This is a genomic window from Kitasatospora sp. NPDC004669 (assembly GCF_040609455.1).
Taxonomy (GTDB): domain Bacteria; phylum Actinomycetota; class Actinomycetes; order Streptomycetales; family Streptomycetaceae; genus Kitasatospora.
Window position 1 is genome coordinate 63,253 of sequence record NZ_JBEXKB010000032.1, and the last position, 16,360, is coordinate 79,612.

The 16,360-nt window shown below is 73.7% G+C and carries 19 protein-coding genes, 1 pseudogene and 1 riboswitch; of the genes and pseudogenes, 9 read left to right on the forward strand and 11 right to left on the reverse strand.

The genetic code is table 11. The features are described from left to right. The first annotated feature begins 35 nt into the window (after positions 1-35). On the forward strand, positions 36-854 hold the full coding sequence (locus ABZW30_RS25195) for an NAD(P)H-binding protein (RefSeq protein WP_355673454.1): 819 nt from the start codon (positions 36-38) through the stop codon (positions 852-854). Here ABZW30_RS25195 and ABZW30_RS25200 read toward each other — a convergent pair. Beyond that, positions 838-1,779, reverse strand: coding sequence for an ADP-ribosylglycohydrolase family protein (locus tag ABZW30_RS25200; protein WP_355673455.1), 942 nt, complete (start codon positions 1,777-1,779; stop codon positions 838-840). The two genes, ABZW30_RS25195 and ABZW30_RS25200, sit on opposite strands and share 17 nt — an antisense overlap. Before the next feature lie 53 nt (positions 1,780-1,832). Further along, positions 1,833-2,237 carry a DUF3291 domain-containing protein gene (locus tag ABZW30_RS25205; protein WP_355673456.1) on the reverse strand — a complete coding sequence of 135 codons (405 nt, stop codon included), beginning with the start codon at positions 2,235-2,237 and terminating at the stop codon, positions 1,833-1,835. Positions 2,238-2,363: 126 nt separating this feature from the next. Between ABZW30_RS25205 and ABZW30_RS25210 the strand changes: the two genes are divergently transcribed. Further along, positions 2,364-2,981, forward strand: a complete 618-nt coding sequence (locus ABZW30_RS25210) for a MerR family transcriptional regulator (protein WP_355673457.1) — start codon at positions 2,364-2,366, stop codon at positions 2,979-2,981. Positions 2,982-2,993: 12 nt separating this feature from the next. Here ABZW30_RS25210 and ABZW30_RS25215 read toward each other — a convergent pair whose 3' ends face one another. Genes ABZW30_RS25215 through ABZW30_RS25225 form a run of 3 tightly spaced genes read right to left on the reverse strand, consistent with a single transcriptional unit; the run spans position 2,994 to position 5,502 of the window. Further along, on the reverse strand, positions 2,994-3,965 hold the full coding sequence (locus ABZW30_RS25215) for an NADPH:quinone oxidoreductase family protein (RefSeq protein ID WP_355673458.1): 972 nt from the start codon (positions 3,963-3,965) through the stop codon (positions 2,994-2,996). After that, positions 3,962-4,747: an SDR family oxidoreductase gene (locus ABZW30_RS25220; protein ID WP_355673459.1), complete on the reverse strand. Its 786-nt coding sequence runs from the start codon at positions 4,745-4,747 to the stop codon at positions 3,962-3,964. The genes ABZW30_RS25215 and ABZW30_RS25220 overlap by 4 nt, the downstream gene beginning before the upstream one ends. Beyond that, positions 4,744-5,502 (reverse strand): SDR family oxidoreductase, encoded by a 759-nt coding sequence (locus tag ABZW30_RS25225; protein WP_355673460.1) that lies wholly within the window; start codon positions 5,500-5,502, stop codon positions 4,744-4,746. The genes ABZW30_RS25220 and ABZW30_RS25225 overlap by 4 nt, the downstream gene beginning before the upstream one ends. A 194-nt stretch (positions 5,503-5,696) precedes the next feature. Here ABZW30_RS25225 and ABZW30_RS25230 point away from each other — a divergent pair, with 194 nt between their 5' ends. Beyond that, a complete protein-coding gene (locus tag ABZW30_RS25230; protein ID WP_355673461.1) occupies positions 5,697-6,323 on the forward strand; it encodes a TetR/AcrR family transcriptional regulator in 627 nt (208 codons plus the stop codon). Between the two features lie 377 nt (positions 6,324-6,700). Here the strand turns inward: ABZW30_RS25230 and ABZW30_RS25235 are convergent, their stop codons facing one another. The 4 genes and pseudogenes from ABZW30_RS25235 to ABZW30_RS25250 all read right to left on the reverse strand — a co-directional run. After that, positions 6,701-7,777 carry a M14 family metallopeptidase gene (locus ABZW30_RS25235; protein ID WP_355673462.1) on the reverse strand — a complete coding sequence of 359 codons (1,077 nt, stop codon included), beginning with the start codon at positions 7,775-7,777 and terminating at the stop codon, positions 6,701-6,703. A gap of 15 nt (positions 7,778-7,792) precedes the next feature. Continuing rightward, positions 7,793-8,122 carry a hypothetical protein gene (locus ABZW30_RS25240; protein ID WP_355673463.1) on the reverse strand — a complete coding sequence of 110 codons (330 nt, stop codon included), beginning with the start codon at positions 8,120-8,122 and terminating at the stop codon, positions 7,793-7,795. Between the two features lie 128 nt (positions 8,123-8,250). Continuing rightward, complete coding sequence (locus ABZW30_RS25245; RefSeq protein WP_355673464.1) at positions 8,251-8,973, reverse strand: TetR/AcrR family transcriptional regulator; 723 nt, start codon at positions 8,971-8,973, stop codon at positions 8,251-8,253. Positions 8,974-9,208: 235 nt separating this feature from the next. Beyond that, positions 9,209-9,391: pseudogene (locus ABZW30_RS25250) on the reverse strand (lysine transporter LysE); the annotation flags it as partial. A gap of 89 nt (positions 9,392-9,480) precedes the next feature. On the opposite strand from ABZW30_RS25250, the gene ABZW30_RS25255 reads away from it, so the two are divergent. Then, entirely contained in the window at positions 9,481-10,110 is a 630-nt protein-coding gene (locus ABZW30_RS25255; protein ID WP_355673465.1) for a maleylpyruvate isomerase N-terminal domain-containing protein, read from the forward strand. Between the two features lie 100 nt (positions 10,111-10,210). Then, positions 10,211-10,555 (forward strand): hypothetical protein, encoded by a 345-nt coding sequence (locus tag ABZW30_RS25260; protein ID WP_355673496.1) that lies wholly within the window; start codon positions 10,211-10,213, stop codon positions 10,553-10,555. 119 nt (positions 10,556-10,674) lie between these two features. Here the strand turns inward: ABZW30_RS25260 and ABZW30_RS25265 are convergent, their stop codons facing one another. Further along, the gene (locus ABZW30_RS25265) at positions 10,675-11,565 is read right to left on the reverse strand and encodes a lysozyme (RefSeq protein ID WP_355673466.1); all 891 of its coding nucleotides are present in this window, start codon (positions 11,563-11,565) and stop codon (positions 10,675-10,677) included. A gap of 329 nt (positions 11,566-11,894) precedes the next feature. Here ABZW30_RS25265 and ABZW30_RS25270 point away from each other — a divergent pair, with 329 nt between their 5' ends. The 4 genes from ABZW30_RS25270 (at position 11,895) to ABZW30_RS25285 (ending at position 14,963) form a co-directional block, all read left to right on the forward strand. Continuing rightward, a complete protein-coding gene (locus ABZW30_RS25270; RefSeq protein ID WP_355673467.1) occupies positions 11,895-12,173 on the forward strand; it encodes a hypothetical protein in 279 nt (92 codons plus the stop codon). A gap of 9 nt (positions 12,174-12,182) precedes the next feature. Then, positions 12,183-12,422: a hypothetical protein gene (locus ABZW30_RS25275; RefSeq protein ID WP_355673468.1), complete on the forward strand. Its 240-nt coding sequence runs from the start codon at positions 12,183-12,185 to the stop codon at positions 12,420-12,422. A gap of 257 nt (positions 12,423-12,679) precedes the next feature. Further along, positions 12,680-12,881: riboswitch (cyclic di-AMP (ydaO/yuaA leader) on the forward strand. A gap of 7 nt (positions 12,882-12,888) precedes the next feature. Continuing rightward, positions 12,889-13,614, forward strand: a complete 726-nt coding sequence (locus tag ABZW30_RS25280; RefSeq protein WP_355673469.1) for a LysM peptidoglycan-binding domain-containing protein — start codon at positions 12,889-12,891, stop codon at positions 13,612-13,614. 791 nt (positions 13,615-14,405) lie between these two features. Further along, positions 14,406-14,963 carry a GNAT family N-acetyltransferase gene (locus tag ABZW30_RS25285; RefSeq protein ID WP_355673470.1) on the forward strand — a complete coding sequence of 186 codons (558 nt, stop codon included), beginning with the start codon at positions 14,406-14,408 and terminating at the stop codon, positions 14,961-14,963. A gap of 704 nt (positions 14,964-15,667) precedes the next feature. Here the strand turns inward: ABZW30_RS25285 and ABZW30_RS25290 are convergent. After that, a complete protein-coding gene (locus ABZW30_RS25290) occupies positions 15,668-16,321 on the reverse strand; it encodes a hypothetical protein (RefSeq protein ID WP_355673471.1) in 654 nt (217 codons plus the stop codon). Positions 16,322-16,360: the final 39 nt, after the last annotated feature.

Genomic DNA, 16,360 nt, shown 5'->3' on the forward strand with positions numbered 1-16,360 from the left:
CGTAGCCAACGGCCGATCATCCCTGGAGGGGAACCATGCTGCTCGTCACCGGTGTCAACGGAGGGCTCGGCGCCCTCGTGCTGGAGCGCCTCGCCGGGCGTGCGGGCGTCGTCGCCGGGAGCCGGACGCCCGAGCAGGTGCCGGCCGAAATCCCTTGCCGGCTAGTGGACTTCGACCGGCCGGAGACCCTGGCGGAGGCCTTCGCCGGGGTGATGACCCTGCTGCTGATCTCGGCCGGTGCCGCCGAGGACGACGTGGTGGTCGCCCGGCACGGTGCGGCGATCGAGGCGGCGGAGAAGGCGGGCGTCGAGCACGTCGTCTACACCAGCCTCTCCGGCGACGGGGACCACCTGCCGTACGCCCTCGCGCACCGCTGGACCGAGCGCCGACTGCGCGAATCCGCCTCGCTGCGCTGGACGGTGCTGCGCAACGGCCTCTACGCGGAGCTCCTGGCCGCGATCGCCGCGCCCGGCCCGGACGGGGTGATCACCGCGCCGCTCGGCGACGGGCGGCTGGCGGCGGTGGCCCGGGCGGACCTCGCCGAGGTGGCGGTGAACGTCGCCCTGGCGCCCGCCGCGCACGCGGGCCGGATGTACGAGCTGGTGGGGGAGCGGGCGTTGGGCGGCGCGGAGGTGGCCGAGGTGCTCGGCGCCGAGTACCGCCCGGGTCGGCTGGGCGAGGCCCGGGCGGCGGTGGCGGCCTCGGACGCGCCGGACTTCCAGGTGCCGATGGTGGTGGGCACCTACTCGGCGATCGCACACGGCTTCCTGGCCGGGCCGGGCGGGCCGGGCGACCTGGCGGCGCTGCTCGGCCGCCCGCCCCGCCCGGCCCTGGAGGTCATCGCGGGGCGCTGACCTCGGCGGCGGCTTCCGCGACCCAGTCGGGTAGCGGTTCGCGACAGGCCAGCCAGACCTGCGGCACCCGTGCCAGTCCGGTGCGGGCCGCGACCACGCCGCCGGTGATGGCACAGGTGGTGTCCACGTCGCCGAGGCCCTCGGCGGTGGTCCACAGCGCGTCGGTCAGGCTGTCCAGGTGGTGCGCGGCGGACCACAGGGCGAAGGGGACGGTATCGCCGGCCGTGATGCGCTGTCCGTTGCCGAGGAGGTCGGCGGCCCGCCAGGGTTCGGTGTCCGCGGGCAACTCGGCGGCGCGGTGCAGCCCGTCGCGGACGGCGCCGGCGGGGGTGCGGTCGGCCACCGCTGCCAGCAGCTCGGTGCCGGCGGGCGCGGGGCCGGTGCGGCCGCGGGCGGCGAGGGCCGCCGCCAGGGCGACGGCGACCGCCCCGGCCACGCCCTGAGGGTGCGCGTGGGTGACCTCGGCGGACAGCGCAGCCTGCTCCGCCGCCTCGTCGAGGTCCGCGCAGAACCAGGCACCCAGCGGTGCCACCCGCATGGCCGCACCGTTGCCGAGGCTGCCCTGGCCGTCGAACAGCTCGTGCGCCTCGGTGCGCCAATTCCCGGGCTGTTCGGCCAGCTTGGGCAGCAGCAGGTGCATGCCGTGCCCGTAGCCGCGGCCCTGGTCGGCCAGGTAGGAAGCCCCGAAGGCCTTGGCGAGGCGCTCCTGGTGCACCGCGTCGAAGGCGGTGAGGACCCCGTACACCGACAGCGCCATCGCGGTGTCGTCGGTCCAGTGCCAGGGCCCTTCCTGCGGCGTGCGCCGGGCCCGGATCTGGTCGAACGCCTCCCGGGGCGTCCGGAAGAGGGGGAACCAGCGCTCCCCGAATCCGTCCCCGAGGGCCAGGCCCTCCAATGAGTCGCGAGCGGCGGAGAACGATGTCATCCCGGCATCCTGGCAGGAGCCGCCGCCCTCGCGCAGCGGGATTTCCGGCGGTGTCAGGACGGTTGGGCGGTGCGCTGGGCGTCGATCCGGGCGTGGGCGTCCGGCCAGGGGATGGGGAGCTTTTCGGTCGGGACCTCCCAGAAGGTGAAGGTGGACTCCGTCATGGTGGCCCGCAGGCCTCTCATGACGCTGCGGTGGGGTTCGGCGGCCGCGAAGGCGTTCAGCGCCTCGCGGCTCTCCCATACGGACAGGGTGTAGAAGGTCCGCTTGAGCGGCCGGGCGATCAGCGAGGCGCCCAGGGCGCCGGGTGCGGTACGCAGCTGGCGCCAGATGGCGAGCGACTTGAGGAAGAAGCGCGGGACGTCGGTCAGCGACCGGACCTCGAAGCGGGAGGCCATGACGACCGCGTCGGTGCCGGGGCTGGCGGGGTTCGGGGTGATCCAGGGCAGCGTGGGCATGGCTGAGCTCCTCGTGGGCCGGCGGCGCCATATTGGGTAGCGGCACTATCTATGTTAGACAGTGTTGGTATCCAAAAGCCAGACGAAAGCGCCGGACGAAGGCGCCGGACGAAAGAGAGGGTGGGAGTGCGCATCTCCGAACTGAGCCGCCGCAGCGGGGTCCCGACCGCGACCATCAAGTACTACCTACGGGAGCGGCTGCTGTCGCCCGGCCGCGCCACCGCGGCCACCCAGGCCGAGTACGACGAGAGCCACCTGCGCCGGCTGCGCCTGGTGCGCGCGCTGATCGGTGTGCGCGGGCTGAGCGTGAGCGCCACCCGCGAGGTGCTCGGCGCGGTGGCCGCCCACGCGGAGGAACGGCACCAGGTGCTCGGCCTGGTGCTCGGGGCGCGCCCCGTGGACGAGGAGGCGGAACCGGCCCCCGCGCCCGGGGCCGCCGAGGTGGACGCCCTGATCGGCGAACTCGGCTGGGAGGTCTCCGAGCGCGCGCCCGCCCGGGCCGTGCTCGGCGAGACCCTGGAGACCCTGCGCTCGCTCGGTGCGGAGGTCTCCCGAGGCGCCCTGCGGGGGTACGCCGAGCTGGCCGAGCGGACCGCCGTTCTCGACCTCGACCAGCTCGATCCTGACGCCGACCCGCTGGAGCAGGCCGAGCGCGCCCTGTTGCGGACCGTCCTGATGGAACCGGCCCTGCTGGCGTTGCGGCGGCTGGCCCAGGAGAACGAGTCCGCCCGCCGCAACGCCTGAACCCGACGGGCCCTACTCGCCGAGGACGGCGATCCGGCCGGTGCTCAGCCCGTCGGCGACCCGCTGGACGGCCTCCGCGGCGCCCGCCAGCGGCACCCGGGCGCTGACCAGTGGCCGGACCACGCCCTGCTCGGCGAGCTTGGTCAGCTCGTCGTGCGCGGAGCGGACGGCGCGCGGGTCATGGGTGTTGTAGAGACCCCAGTGCAGGCCCAGGATCGAGTAGTTCTTCACCAGGGCGTGATTGAGGGCCGGCGCCGGGATCTTTCCGGCGGCGAAGCCGACCACCACGATCCGGCCCTCGAAGGCGACGCACTTGGCGGAGCCGGTGTAGGCGTCGCCGCCGACCGGGTCGAAGACCACGTCCGCGCCGCGCCCGCCGGTGGCCTGCTTGACGGCGGCGACGAAGTCCTCGGCCGTCCGGTCCACCACCAGGTCGGCGCCCAGCGAGCGTGCCGTGTCCGCCTTCGCCGCGCCGCCGACCACGGCGATCACCCGGGCCCCGGCGGCCCGGCCGAGCTGGACCGCGGCGCTGCCGACCCCGCCGGCCGCCGCGTGCACCAGCAGGGTCTCCCCGGCCCGCAGCCGCGCCCGGCGGTGCAGCGCGAACCAGGCGGTCTGGTAGCCGATGTGCAGTGCGGCCGCCTCGGCGTCGTCCAGCGCCTCGGGCGCCGGGAACGCGGCCGCGGCGTCCAGCAGCGCGTACTCGGCGAAGGCGCCGTGCGGCAGTACCGGGGTGCCGATCACCCGCTCGCCCTGCCGGGCGCCGTCCGCGACCTCGCCGCACAGCTCCACGCCGGGCGTGAACGGCAGCGGGGGGCGGACCTGGTAGTGCCCGCGCACCATCAGCGCGTCCGGGAAGTTCACCGCCGCCGCCCTGACCCGGACCAGCAGCCGGTCCGGCCCCGGCACCGGCCGCGGCACGTCCCCGGCGAGCCGCATCACCGCGGCCGGCTCGCCGAGCTCACCCACCTGCCAGGCCCTCACAGCGCCTCGCTCCTCTCCAGCCCCTGCTGGAGCCGGTTCATCCCGGCGATCCAGCGCTCCGGCTCGGTGGCCCGGACACGGTAGTACTCGGCGACCTCGGGGTGCGGCAGGATCAGGAAGCGCTCGTGGCGCAGCGCGTCCATCACCTCCTCGGCGACGTCCTCCGGGTCCAGCGCGGTCGGCGCGAGCAGCGCCTCGCCGACCGGGCCGGTCGAGGTCAGCATGTCGGTGCGCACGCCCTGCGGGCAGAGTGCGTGCACCTTGACGCCCCGGTGGCGGTAGGTGGCGGAGAGCCACTCGGCGAAGGCGAGCGCGCCGTGCTTGCTGACCGCGTACGGGGCCGAGCCGAGCATGGTGAGCAGCCCGGCAGCGGAGACGGTGGCCACGAAGCGGCCGTTGCCGCGCTCCAGCCAGCGGGGGAGCAGCAGTTCGGCGGCCCGGACGTGCGCCATCACGTTGACCTCCCAGGCGCTCGCCCAGGACGCGGCGGAGGCGTCGGCGCCGCCGACCGGGGCGACGCCCGCGTTGGCGCACCACACGTCGATCTCGCCGAGCGCGACGCGGGCCCGGCCGACCAGGGCGGCCAGGCCGGTGGCGGAGGCGGCGTCCCCGGGCAGGGCGGTGCCGCCGCACTCCTCGGCGACCTCGCGGGCGGCCTCGGCGTCCAGGTCGTTGACCGCCACCCGGGCACCGGCCTCGGCGAAGGCCCTGGCCAGGGCGGCGCCGATGCCCCGGCCGGCGCCGGTCACCACCACACCCTGGTCTTCGAGCGGATTCGTCACAGGCCACCGCCGAGGGTGACGCCGCCGTCCACGACCAGGGTCTGGCCGGTGATCCAGCCGGCGTCGGACGAGAGCAGGAAGGCGACCGCGCCCGCGATGTCCTCGGGGACGCCGAGCCGGCCCAGCGGGTAGGCCTTGGAGACCTGCTCCTCCCGGCCCTCGTACAGCGCCTCGGCGAACTTGGTCTTGACCACGGCGGGGGCGACGGCGTTGACCCGGACGCCCTGCGGGCCCAGCTCGGCGCCGAGCTCGACGGTCAGCCGGATCAGCGCGGCCTTGCTGATGCCGTACATGCCGATCCCGGCGGAGGAGCGGATGCCGGCGATCGAGGCGACGTTGACGACCGCGCCGCCGTGCTCGCCCATCCACGCGGCGTGCGCCCGGCGGGTCCAGGCCAGCGGGCCGAGCACATTGACGGCCATGATCTTGGCGGCGGCCGCGTCGTCGGTCTCCAGCGTCGGCCCGTAGACCGGGTTGATGCCGGTGTTGTTGACTAGGTGGTCGAGTCGACCGAACGCCTCCAGGGTGCGGGCGATCGCCTCCTCCTGGTGGGCCGGGTCGTCGGCCTTGCCCGCGACGGCGATCGCGTTGTCCGGGCCGCCCAGGTCGCGGACGGCCTCGGCGAGCGGCTCCGGGTTGCGGGCGGTGAGGCAGACCTTGGCGCCGCGATCGACCAGCTCGCGGGCGATGCCGAGGCCTATGCCCCGGCTCGATCCGGTGACGACGGCCACCTGGCCCTTGAAGGAGTGCACCACGGAGGGTCCTGCCTTTCGCGCGAGGATCCCGAATCCCGAATCCCGAATCCTGAGGACGGTCGCTGACTAAGCGCTTGCTCAGCATGGTGTCGGTGCGGGAGCCTGTCAACAGTCGGCGGACGCGGCAGCCTGCCGGTCCACCCGCCGAACGGTCGGCGGGAATGCCTGTGCGAGTTCTCTGGGAGGATGACGCCATGACCAGCACGCCCATCGCCGACCTCTGGCCGACCCTGCCCGGCGCCGACACCCGCCCCGAGGCGGCGTACCGGCTGCTCCAGGCGGCCGTCGAGTCGTTCGCGGAGCGCGGCTTCCATGCCACCACCACCCGGGACATCGCCACTGCCGCCGGGATGAGCCCGGCCGCGCTGTACATCCACTACCAGTCCAAGGCCGCCCTGCTCGCCGAGATCAGCCAGGCCGGGCACGCCGCCACCCTCGCCCTGGTCCGGGCCGCGGCGGCCGGGGACGGCGGCCCGGCGGAGCGGATGCGGCGCCTGGTCGACCAGTTCACCGTCTGGCATGCCCGGGCCCGGACCGTCGGCCGGGTGGTCAACTACGAGCTGCACGCGCTCCCCGAGGACGCCTACGCGGTCGTCGCGGCGCTGCGCCTGGACATCGAGCGCGAGGTCAGCGCGCTGATCGAGGCGGGCGTGACGGCGGGCGAGTTCCAGGTCTCGGAGGTGCGCACCGCGGCCCGCGCCGTCACCTCGCTGGGCATCGACGTCTCCCGCTGGTACACCGAGCGCTCCTCCGAGAGCCCGGAGGAACTCGGCCGCCGCTACGGCGAGTTGGTGCTGCGGATGCTCGGCGCCCGGGTCTGACCCGGGTTTACCCCGGGCCCGGGCCGGATCCGCCCTTGACCTGCCCCGGAGGGTGCGAGGAGACTCGTGTACGAAGTACGTGTGCCTCGTAGGCGTACAGTGTTCCCCGCGCACTCCCATCGCGGTCCCACCGCGGTGCCGACGGCCCCTCCGTCGTCACCTTCGACGTCGTGGTGACCCGTGACGACAGCGTCACCCCGGTGCCGGTGTCCCTCGACCCGTTCTTCTTCCACCGGGCCGCGTGAGCGCAGTAGTTGGGGCGAGCACAGTACGAGCACAGGCGGGCACAGTACGAGCACAGTAGTTGGGGCGCCCGCCACGACCGGTCGTGGCGGGCGCCCTGCTGTCGGGCGCGATGGCTTGTGGGTGTGGGTGTTTCAGGCGGTGGCCAGGCAGAACTGCACCAGTCCGGCGTCCACGTCGAGGATGATCTTCTCCATCTCCGCCCACGGCGGGTGGAAGAACTTCAGGCCCCACTCGACGGTGAAGCCGAGCACCTTGTCCCGGTCGGGGTCGGTGAAGTGGCGGGAGTAGACGTAGTCGTCGCTGGTCCCGCTGGTCGGGTAGAGGTGGAACCCGGACAGCGGTTTGTAGGTGATGCCGCGCACACCCTGGACGCCCCGGCAGAACGCCTTGGCGAGTTCGAGGGCGGTGTCGGCGTCGTCCTTGGGGATGTACTCGGCGTACGCCTCGTCGCCGGGCAGACCGCGCTTGCCGTTGTACCGGGAGTTGCGGAAGTTCATGTCGGGGTCCACCGACTGGTTCTCGTCGTCGCCCCAGTTGTAGAGCACGTCCTGGGAGTAGCTGTGCACGTCGACGAACCACCTGGTCCGCGGGAACCAGCCCAGCAGCTGACGGACGTTACGGGTCTCGGGTTCGGAGAAGGCGCTCGGACCCTCGTAGACCTGCTGGTCACACGGGTCGGTCGACACCCGCGGGGTGGCGGTCGGCGCGAATGCGCGTTCGAAGTCGAAGAGGAAGTCGTAGTTGCGGTTGATGTCGACGCCGATGCAGTCCGGATTCGAACTGCCGCCGGAGTTGGCCGGGTTGCGGTTCTTGCGCCACATCGAGTCGACGGTCTGGCTGTACAGCCGGCCGTCCGGGTTGACCAGCGGGAGGAGCACGATGTCCAGCCGCTTGAGCAACCCCTGCACCTGGTCGGCGGTGAAGGTGGTGCCGCCGTACCCGAGGCCCGTGCCGGCCGTGAAGGCCTCCAGCAGGTCGGCGGCGAAGTGGACGAGGATCTCGCAGCTGCCCCACTCGCGGGCGTGCACGCCGCCGATCATCATCACGCAGTCCTTGGGGATCGGGGCGGCCGCTCCGATCTGCAGGGCGTGGACAGTGCGGCCCTCGGACGAGGGCTCGGGCAGGGTCATGATGTGCGACAGGCCGGGGTAGGCGGTGGCCAGGCTGGTCACGGCGGAGTCGACCTCGGTGATGTTCAGGTACGACATGACGGGTCTCCCGGCTCAGCCTGCGATCTTCTCGGCCAGGCCGTGCGGGACGGCGTCGGCGGGGGCGAACCGGTCGCCGGTGCCGACCTCGGCCTGGGCGGCGCGCCCGGCCTCGCTGGCGTTACCGATGCGGGTGACCGTCACGCCCTCGCGTTCGAGGGCCGCGATCTGGTGTTCGGGAGCGTAGACGTCGATGCCGACGCTGCCGTCCGCCTCGACGTGCGGGCGTCCGCCGACGTCGGAACGGGTTTCGCGCAGCAGTGCGCGCAGGGTGTCCGCGTCCTTGGCGGTGACGCGGAGCTGGAGGATGTCAGGTCTGGGCTGTGCGGATGGGACGGCGGACATGGTGACTTCTTCCGGGCGCCGTCGGGTACGTGGCCTTCAGACAGTGGCCTTCGGGCTTCGGTCGTCGGGCGGGGCCTGAGCGGCGCCGTTCATCTGGGTGGATATGTCCGACGCGTACCTCGTATACCTCAGGATGTGCCGTCGCCGTAGAACGCGTCAAGGGGTGGCTCAGGTATCCCGTTCAGCAGGCTGTCGAGGCCGGCCAGCATCTCGCGCTCGTCGTCGAAGTCGGCGAAGCGGGGCACCAGGGCGCGCAGCCGGGGGTACTCGGCGGCGGGCAGCCGGTGCAGGCCCAGCCGCAGCAGGGGGTCCGGCTCGTCCGGGTTGTCGACGACCTGGCGCTTGTCCACCAGCGTGCAGCCGAGGTTCCAGGCGACGAAGGTGCGGTAGGCGGTCAGTGTGGTGGCGTCGTCGAAGCCGGCCCGCCCGAGCACCGAGAGGATGTGCTCGGTGAGTTCGAGCACCGGTGCGGGCCGGCGGGCCATCGGGACGGTGAGCGGGCGGGTCGCCACCAGCGGCAGGATCTCGGGGTGGGCGTGCGCGGCGGCGGCGAAGGCCCGGGCGATCCGACGCAGTTCCAGGCGCCACTCGGGCTCCTGGAGGTCGGTGTGGGCGCTGGTCCGCAGCCGGGCGTTGACCTCGGCGAAGTAGGCCTCGATCAGGCCGTCGAGCAGTCCCTCCTTGCCCGGGGTGTAGCGGTACAGGGCCATCGACTCGACCCCGAGCTCGGCCGCCAGTCTCCGCATGGTCAGCGCGGCCAGGCCCTCACGGTCGACCAGCGCCACGGCGGCGTCGAGCACCAGCGGCCGACTCAGGCGCCCCCGCTTCTCGGGGCCGTCCCGCTCAACCATGTCCGCGCTCCTCCGGGTCGGTGCCAACCCCGTCGGCCGTGCCTGGGCCGGTCGGGCGGATGGGCAGGTAGCGCAGCGGATATAGAACCAGGATACAAGGTACGAATAAGCCGAAAACAGGCGTCGACCGGGGCGTGGTCGGTGACGGAGCGCAATCAGCGGTGGCGGTGGTCGGCGGTGGTCGACGGTGGTTGGCCGCGGCGGCGCCGTGGGGCTGGTCCGGTCGGTCACGGGTTCAGTCGCGCAGCAGGCGGACGGCGAGCCAGCCGACCAGCGCGGCCGAGCCGAGGGCGGTGAGCAGGCGGCCGCGGGGACCGGTGAGCGCCCGGCCGAGCAGTGCGCCGCCGGAGGCGAGCAGCAGTTGCCAGCTGGCGGAGGCCGCGAAGGCGGCGGCGGTGAAGACGGCCCGGGCGAGCGGGCCCGAGGCGGTGCCGTCCTGGCCGCTGCCCATCCGGCGCTGCCGGGTAGCGTGGGGAACTCCGGTGGCCACCGTTCCGAGGAGAGCTGATGGGTATTCAGAGCGACCCCGTGCGCGACCTGTTGGCGGAAGCCTGGGCTTCCTGGGGGGAGCGCGGCGCGGCGCTGGGCGCCGAGGACTGGGGCCGGGCCACCCGGCTGACCGATTGGACCGTCCGGGAGCTGTACGCCCATGTGGCGCCGGTGCCGGAGATGTTCACCGGGTTGCGCGCGGCCGTGCAGGACGGGCCGGCCGAGGTGAGCAGCGGGGCCGGCGTCCTGCGGGCGTACAACCGGCCGGGCGGGATCGCCCACACCGCCGCCGGGCAGATCGCCGAGACGGCCAAGCGGACGGCCGAGGCGGCCGAACCGGCCGTGCTGATCGCCCGGTTCGGCGTCGAGGGCCCGGCGGCCCTGGCCGGGCTCGCGGACCTGCCGCCCGACACAGTGGTGGCGCACCCGCTGCTCGGCAGTGTCACGGTGGGGGCGCTGGGCGAGGTGGCGCTGATGGAGGCGACCGTCCACCTGCTCGACCTGATCGCGGCGGTCGGCGGTCCGGCGCCCGCCGAGGGGGCGCTGAACTTCACCCGGGACCTGCTGGCGGAGGTCGCCGATCCGGTGGCCTTCATCGAGGCGGCGGCGGGCCGCGGGTCGGCGCCGGTGCTGCCGGTGATCCGCTGACCCCCGGCGGCGGCCGTTCGTGCTGGTCAGTCGTATGATCAGCGCCAGGAATCGGTAGCAGTGGGGGGCGTCAGTGGATTCGTTGTGGAACCTGTGGTGGTTGGTGCCCGCCGTGCTCTACGGCAGTGGGTCGGTCACCGCGAAGGTCCGTCGGTCCCTGAAGGTGCGCCACGAGCGCAAGTTGGAGCTGCTCGACGCCGCCCAGCGCCGGCAGCTCGCCCTGGAGACGGCCAACCGTCCGCCGGAGCCGGTCTGCGGCTGCACCCACCACCTGGCCAAGCACGACAAGCAGGGCCACTGCCACGAGGTGGTCGAGACGGCCACCGCCTGGGACGCCGACCGCCGCCCGCTGAGCTACGAGCCGCGGCCCTGCAACTGCCAGCAGTACGTGGGCCCCGAGCCGTTGGGCACGGTGTTCGCCCCGGAGCTGGTCGACCCGCGCTGAGCGTCGCGTCGGGCGGCTCCCCGCACCCACCGGGGTGCGGGGAGCCGCTTCGGCTTCGCGGCCGGCCGAGAACGCGGCGCCGGCCGAGTGCGAGCGCCTCCGCAGCCGAGTGCGTGTCGTCAGCCGAGGGCGAGTGCGCTCAGGCGGTCGGAGGCGCCGTTGAACAGGTCCTGGTCGCCGGGGAACGTGCCGGTGTCGGAGTACTGCCAGAAGGTCTGGTAGCCCCAGCCGTTCGGCAGGGTGCCGACGGTGGAGGAGTAACGGGCGATCCACAGGGGGTTGGTGGCGCCGAAGCCGCCGTAGTCGCCGGTGCAGCTCGACCACCAGTTGGTCGTGGTGTAGATGGTGGGGTAGCGGCCGGTGCGGTAGTGGACGGTGTCGCTGAAGGCCTGGATCCAGCTGACCATGGCGCTCTGGCTGAGGCCGTAGCAGGTGGCGCCGTAGGGGTTGTACTCGATGTCCAGTGCGGGCGGCAGGGTCTGGCCGTCGGCGGACCAGCCGCCGCCGTGGTCGACGAACCAGTTGGCCTGGGCGGAGCCGGAGGAGTTGCCCGGCAGCGCGAAGTGGTAGGCGCCGCGGATCAGGCCGGAGCCGTAGGAGCCGTTGTACTGCTGGGCGAAGTACGGGTTGGTGTAGCTGGTGCCCTCGGTGGCCTTGATGTAGGCGAACTGGGCGCCGTTGACGGCCGCCGAGGACCAGTCGACGTTGCCCTGGTAGCTGGCGACGTCCAGCCCCGGGGTCTGGGTGACGGCGAGCGGGGCGAGGGGCGCGGTGCCGGAGCGGCCCTCGTGGGCGGCGACGGTGGAGCCGGCGAAGTCGCGGTCGGGGTGGAAGGCCGTGCGGCCCTCGACGACAGGGGCAAGAGGGGCGGGGTCGGCCGCGTGGGCGGGCGCGGCGACGCCGGCGACCAGGGCGGTCGCGGCGGCCAGCGCGGCTGCCAGGGGCAGCCTGCGGCGTACGGCGAATCTGCTGGTGCCGGTGGGGCGGACGGAGCGGGAAGAGCGGGGCATGGACACTCCTCTGGTTCCGGTGGACGGCCTGCGGCGCGATGGCCCAACGGGCCTGGTGCGACCGGCGGTTGGTCCGGTCGGGGAGCAGGGTAGCCAGGTACCCGCCAGGGCCGCCAGGTGTCCGCGGCCACACCCTGAACCCGTGTCACATGGCGCGGGGCGCCATTGCCCGGCGCGGGTGCCCGCTCTGCGCGGTGCGGGTGCTGTGGCACCGTGCCCCGGCCTCCCGCGCCGCACGGCCGCGCAGGCCCGGCGAAAACCCGTGACCGGCCGCCGCGCCGGACGGCGACCGGTCGGCCGGCTGCGGCCCGGGCCTGCGGCTCCGGCAGGTGGACGGCCGGCTGCTGGTCGGCCGCGGCGGCTCGATGCCCGGCTTCCTCGCCTCGCTCTTGTTCGATGAGCAGGACGATGTGGCGGCCGTCACGCTCGCCGACACCACGGTCGGCCTCAACCTCGGCCGGGTGGCCCGCGACCTGATCGCGATCACCGCCGAGCACGAGCCGCGGATCCCCGAGCCCTGGCGGCCCCGCACCGATGCCGACCCGGAGCTGTCGGCGCTGACCGGCCCCTCGTGCTGGGGCGCCGACGCGGTCGCGCTGCACCTGTGAGCGGGCCGCGTGCTGGAACTCACAGCGCTGGGCGGCGCGGCCCGCACCTCACGCTTCCAGCCTGAGCCGGACGGGGCCTGGACCGGGCTGGCCGGCTACTGCGCGGGCGAGCCGCTGCGCGTGGTGTGCCGGGCCGACGGCACGGTCGACCACCTGGACCAGGCCGGCTTCGTCTGCACCCGCACCCCGTGCGACCCGGCAGCCGAGGCGCCGGGCGGCGTCGATATGCCGGGCCCGCACACGGGTTGACTACCGGTCAGGTCGGCGTGCCCCGGGGCGGGCGCGCCGGCCCGAACCCACGACCGCACGGCGCGCCATCGGGCGGTGGCTGCCGCACCGGGCCCGGCGGCCCGCACCCATAGGGCCGTTACCGTATCGTTATCAAGAACTGTTGTGGATCATTCGGACAATCCGGTCGGGCCGTGACCCAGCTCACGAGGGCTTGTGCTAATGGCTCCGGGCCGTTTACGGTCCTTCTCGTTCGTCTCCGTACGAAACGAACCCCGCTCTCCGGAACGCCGAATCCTGCCGCCGGATCGGGCGGGCACGTGCACCAATGAAGCACCACGGCAGGGGCGGGGGACCCACAGGTAAGTCGCCTCATCCGGACTGGTTCCGGTGGGGCTAGGGGTGAAGCCGCGTCTCTGCGCGGCCGGGCAACTCCAGCCCGAACCCGACAGCTCACCTCGCAGGCGTGTGAGAGGAATCGCACTTCATGCTGCCCGTCAACGCTCGCCCCAGCCTGTTCGCCGCCGGTTCCGTCAAGCGCATCGTCGCGGCCGCCGTGGTCGTCGGCGTCGGCGCCGGCATCCCGGTGGTCGCCGCCACCGCCGCGAACGCCGCCCCCGTCAAGTCCGCCCCGGCGCACTCGGCCCAGGCCGCCGCCCCGCAGGCGCCCGCCGGCTACACCGTCCGGAGCGGTGACTCCCTCACCAAGATCGCCACCGCGCACAACGTGCAGGGTGGCTGGCGGAAGCTCTACGACCTCAACAAGTCCGTGCTGACCGGCGGCCCGAACAAGATCTACCCGGGCCAGCACCTGACCCTGGGCGCGGCCGCCCCGACGAAGGCCCCGGCTGCGCCGGCGCCCGCCGCGGCTCCGGCCAAGACGGCCGCCGCCAGCCCGCTGGCCGCCACCCCGGTCGCCAACACCCCGGCCGCGCTGCAGGCGCTTGCCGCCTCGATCGTCCCGGCGAACCAGCTGGCCTCGTTCGACCAGATCATCAGCCACGAGAGCGGCTGGAACATCCACGCCACCAACCCGAGCTCGGGTGCCTACGGTCTGCCGCAGGCGCTGCCCGGCAACAAGATGGCCTCGGCCGGTTCCGACTGGCAGAACAACCCCGCCACCCAGCTCAAGTGGGCCCTGCAGTACATGAACACCGTCTACGGCAGCCCGAACGCCGCCTGGGCGTTCTGGCAGGTGCACAACGCGTACTGATCGGACCTCTCCCGATCAGTACGGCCTGATCGGACCTGATCGGCCTGTTCGAACCGATGGGTCCGAGCGAGTACCGCCCGCCCGCCGGATGTCCGGCGGCTGACGGGCTGTCGAGCGGCCACTTGAACGGCCCGGTTCACGTCGCGGTGCGTGAGCCGGGCCGTCGGCCTACCCGGGGTCCGGACGGGACCGCGGCGCGGTCGGTCCGCCGCGCGGGCGGCAGTTCGGTGATCTTCTCCGGTCCGGCGCGGTCGAACCACATCTCCAGTTGCCGCCCCGCAGCCGTCACCGAGCTCACGGTGGCGCGAGGTGGCGGCGATGGCCAGGGAGCGCGAGCTGTCCTTCGCCGAACTCGGAGGCCAGGAGCGGGCACGCCTGCGTGAACGGCTGCGCCGGTCCTGCCGCCCGCCCATCGAGCAGCAGTAGGAGGCACCCGGTTCCGGCGGAGCGCGAGGAACTGCGTCGGCTGCGCAACTGAGGTGAACCGGCAGGGTGATCACGGGGGTTGGAACATCAGGCCGGTCTCGGCAATGAACACCACATTTGTCCCCCTCAAGACAATCTCGGTTGCGGCGCGATGGCCCAACGGGCCCGGTACGAGCGGTGGTTGGTCCGGACGGGGAGCAGGGTGGCCAGGTATCCGCCAGGGGCGCCAGGCACCCCGGGCCACATCCTGAACCCGCGCCACATGGTGCGGGGTGCCATGGCCCGGCGCGGGTGCCCGGTCCGCGCGGTGCGAGTGCTGTGGCACCATGCCTCGGAAGTCGCCTTTTCCGTGGAGAGGAACCGCCATGTCCGAGACCGTTACGGGCCCTGCCGGGGAGCCCGTCTTCCGTGTCGCGACCGTTGCCGACGTCCCGGCGCTGGTCGAGCTGGTCGAGTCCGCCTACCGGGGCGAGGCCAGCAAGGCCGGCTGGACCACCGAGGCGGACCTGCTGGACGGGCGGCGCACCGACGCCGAGGCCGTCACCGGGGCGGTCCAGGACCCGGACGGCGTGGTGCTGCTGGTCGAGCGCGACGGCGAACTGGTCGCTTGCTGTCAGCTGGAGCGGCGCGCGGACCGTGCCTACTTCGGCATGTTCTCGGTGCGGCCCACCCTGCAGGGCGGCGGGATCGGCCGGGTGGTGCTGGCCGAGGCGGAGCGGGTGGCCCGGGAGGAGTGGGGCGTCGGGCTGCTGGAGATGAAGGTGGTCGAGCAGCGCAGCGAGCTGATCGCCTGGTACGAGCGACGCGGATTCCGCCGCACCGGTGTCTACAGCCCGTTCCCGTACGGGGACGAGCGCTTCGGCATCCCGCTCCGGCCGGACCTCCGCTTCGAGCAGTTGACCAAGGAGCTGAAGGCGGTCTGAGGGCGGCCGGGAGGAGGGGTGGAGAGCGGTCGGGGAGGAGGCTGGGAAGGGGATCATTCGTCGATCGTTTGATGCTCGGAACCCTCACCGTGCGCAACAACGTGCTCGGCCGCACTTGCGACGAGTGCGACCGCTGGCGCGAGAGCACCCTCACCCGCCTCACCTCAGGCCCCAAGCCCCGGCTGATCATGTTCTCGGGCCTCAACCGCTACGGCAGCCAGGAGGAACGGACGGCCGGCTGGACCCGCACCCCGGACCGGCCGGCGGCCCTCGGCGCCCCGCTCGCCCACCTCGGCGACACCCCGCCGATGCCGGGCAAGGACATCCCCACCTGCCTCGCCGCCTCCGACGGCTGCTCCGACGCCCGCTTCTTCCCCCGCGACACCGCGTTCGAGCCGGACCCACTGCTGGACGGCGGCCTGGCCGCCCCGCTACGGCGTCCGGACCCTGGACCTCGGCCCGCTGCTCTGCCCGGGCAGCGGGCCGAGCTGCCCGGCGGTCCGGGAGGGCGTGGCTGTACCGGGACACCGGGCACATCACCGACACCCTGGCGCAGGTGCTGGCACCGCGGCTGGACAAGGGGCTGCTGGGCGCGCCGTGATTCGGCCGGGCCGCCGGGCCGCCGGGCCGCCGGGCCGCCGGGTCGCGGGCTCCGGCGACCCGACCAGTGGCCGGTCACGGCCCCCGCTCAGGGGCCGGGGTACTCAGCCGTAGATGCTGTGGCAGATCCGGGCCTGTTCGGAGCCGGCGGGCCAGCGGCCGATGCGTTCGGCCTGGTCACAGATGGTGCCCGGGCCGAGGGTGGGGGCCGAGGCGCCCGGGGGCGGCGAGCCGGGGCGGGCGGAGGGGCCAGGGCGCGGGGTGTGGCCGGGCTTCGGGTGGGCACCGGCCGTGGGGTGCCGGGCGTCGGACGCCTCCGGGGCCGCTGCCGGGGCCGCCGCCTGGGCCGTCGGCTCGTCCGTGCCGCCCAGCTGGGCGATCGCCGGGCCGGGCGACGGCAGCGGCGAGGATGAGGACGAGGGCGAGGGCGAGGACGAGGGCGAGGGGGTGGGCGCGGGCTTCGCGGCCGGTGGGGAGACCGGTGGCAGGCCCGACGGGGTGGCGGTGGAGGGCGAGGCACCCGGCAGGGCCACCACACGGACGTCGTCGTCCGAGCCCGGCCCGCACATCACCAGGACGGCGGCCAGCACCGCGAGCGTCCCGCCCGCCGCGGCCGCCCACACCTTCCGGGAACAGCGCGGCGGCGGCTCCGGCGCGGGCGTGAAGGGCGCGCCCGGCGGGGGAGGAGCGGGGACCGGAGGCGGCTGCCAGGCGTTCGACGGCCACTGCCACTGCTCTCCGGTGGGCTGCCCAGTCATGTCCTCGTCCTTCCAACGTTCCCCCCGTCGTACGTTTCC

What these genes read in the sequence shown, in the direction of transcription:
- ABZW30_RS25235 (WP_355673462.1), bottom strand. Translation starts at nt 7,777, where the DNA reads ATGTCGTACCTGAACATCACCGAGGTCGACTCCGCCGTGACCAGCCTG.
- ABZW30_RS25205 (WP_355673456.1), bottom strand. Translation starts at nt 2,237, where the DNA reads ATGCCCACGCTGCCCTGGATCACCCCGAACCCCGCCAGCCCCGGCACC.
- ABZW30_RS25265 (WP_355673466.1), bottom strand. Translation starts at nt 11,565, where the DNA reads ATGCCCCGCTCTTCCCGCTCCGTCCGCCCCACCGGCACCAGCAGATTC.
- ABZW30_RS25200 (WP_355673455.1), bottom strand. Translation starts at nt 1,779, where the DNA reads ATGACATCGTTCTCCGCCGCTCGCGACTCATTGGAGGGCCTGGCCCTC.
- ABZW30_RS25230 (WP_355673461.1), top strand. Translation starts at nt 5,697, where the DNA reads ATGACCAGCACGCCCATCGCCGACCTCTGGCCGACCCTGCCCGGCGCC.
- ABZW30_RS25255 (WP_355673465.1), top strand. Translation starts at nt 9,481, where the DNA reads ATGGGTATTCAGAGCGACCCCGTGCGCGACCTGTTGGCGGAAGCCTGG.
- ABZW30_RS25240 (WP_355673463.1), bottom strand. Translation starts at nt 8,122, where the DNA reads ATGTCCGCCGTCCCATCCGCACAGCCCAGACCTGACATCCTCCAGCTC.
- ABZW30_RS25280 (WP_355673469.1), top strand. Translation starts at nt 12,889, where the DNA reads ATGCTGCCCGTCAACGCTCGCCCCAGCCTGTTCGCCGCCGGTTCCGTC.
- ABZW30_RS25195 (WP_355673454.1), top strand. Translation starts at nt 36, where the DNA reads ATGCTGCTCGTCACCGGTGTCAACGGAGGGCTCGGCGCCCTCGTGCTG.
- ABZW30_RS25290 (WP_355673471.1), bottom strand. Translation starts at nt 16,321, where the DNA reads ATGACTGGGCAGCCCACCGGAGAGCAGTGGCAGTGGCCGTCGAACGCC.
- ABZW30_RS25245 (WP_355673464.1), bottom strand. Translation starts at nt 8,973, where the DNA reads ATGGTTGAGCGGGACGGCCCCGAGAAGCGGGGGCGCCTGAGTCGGCCG.
- ABZW30_RS25285 (WP_355673470.1), top strand. Translation starts at nt 14,406, where the DNA reads ATGTCCGAGACCGTTACGGGCCCTGCCGGGGAGCCCGTCTTCCGTGTC.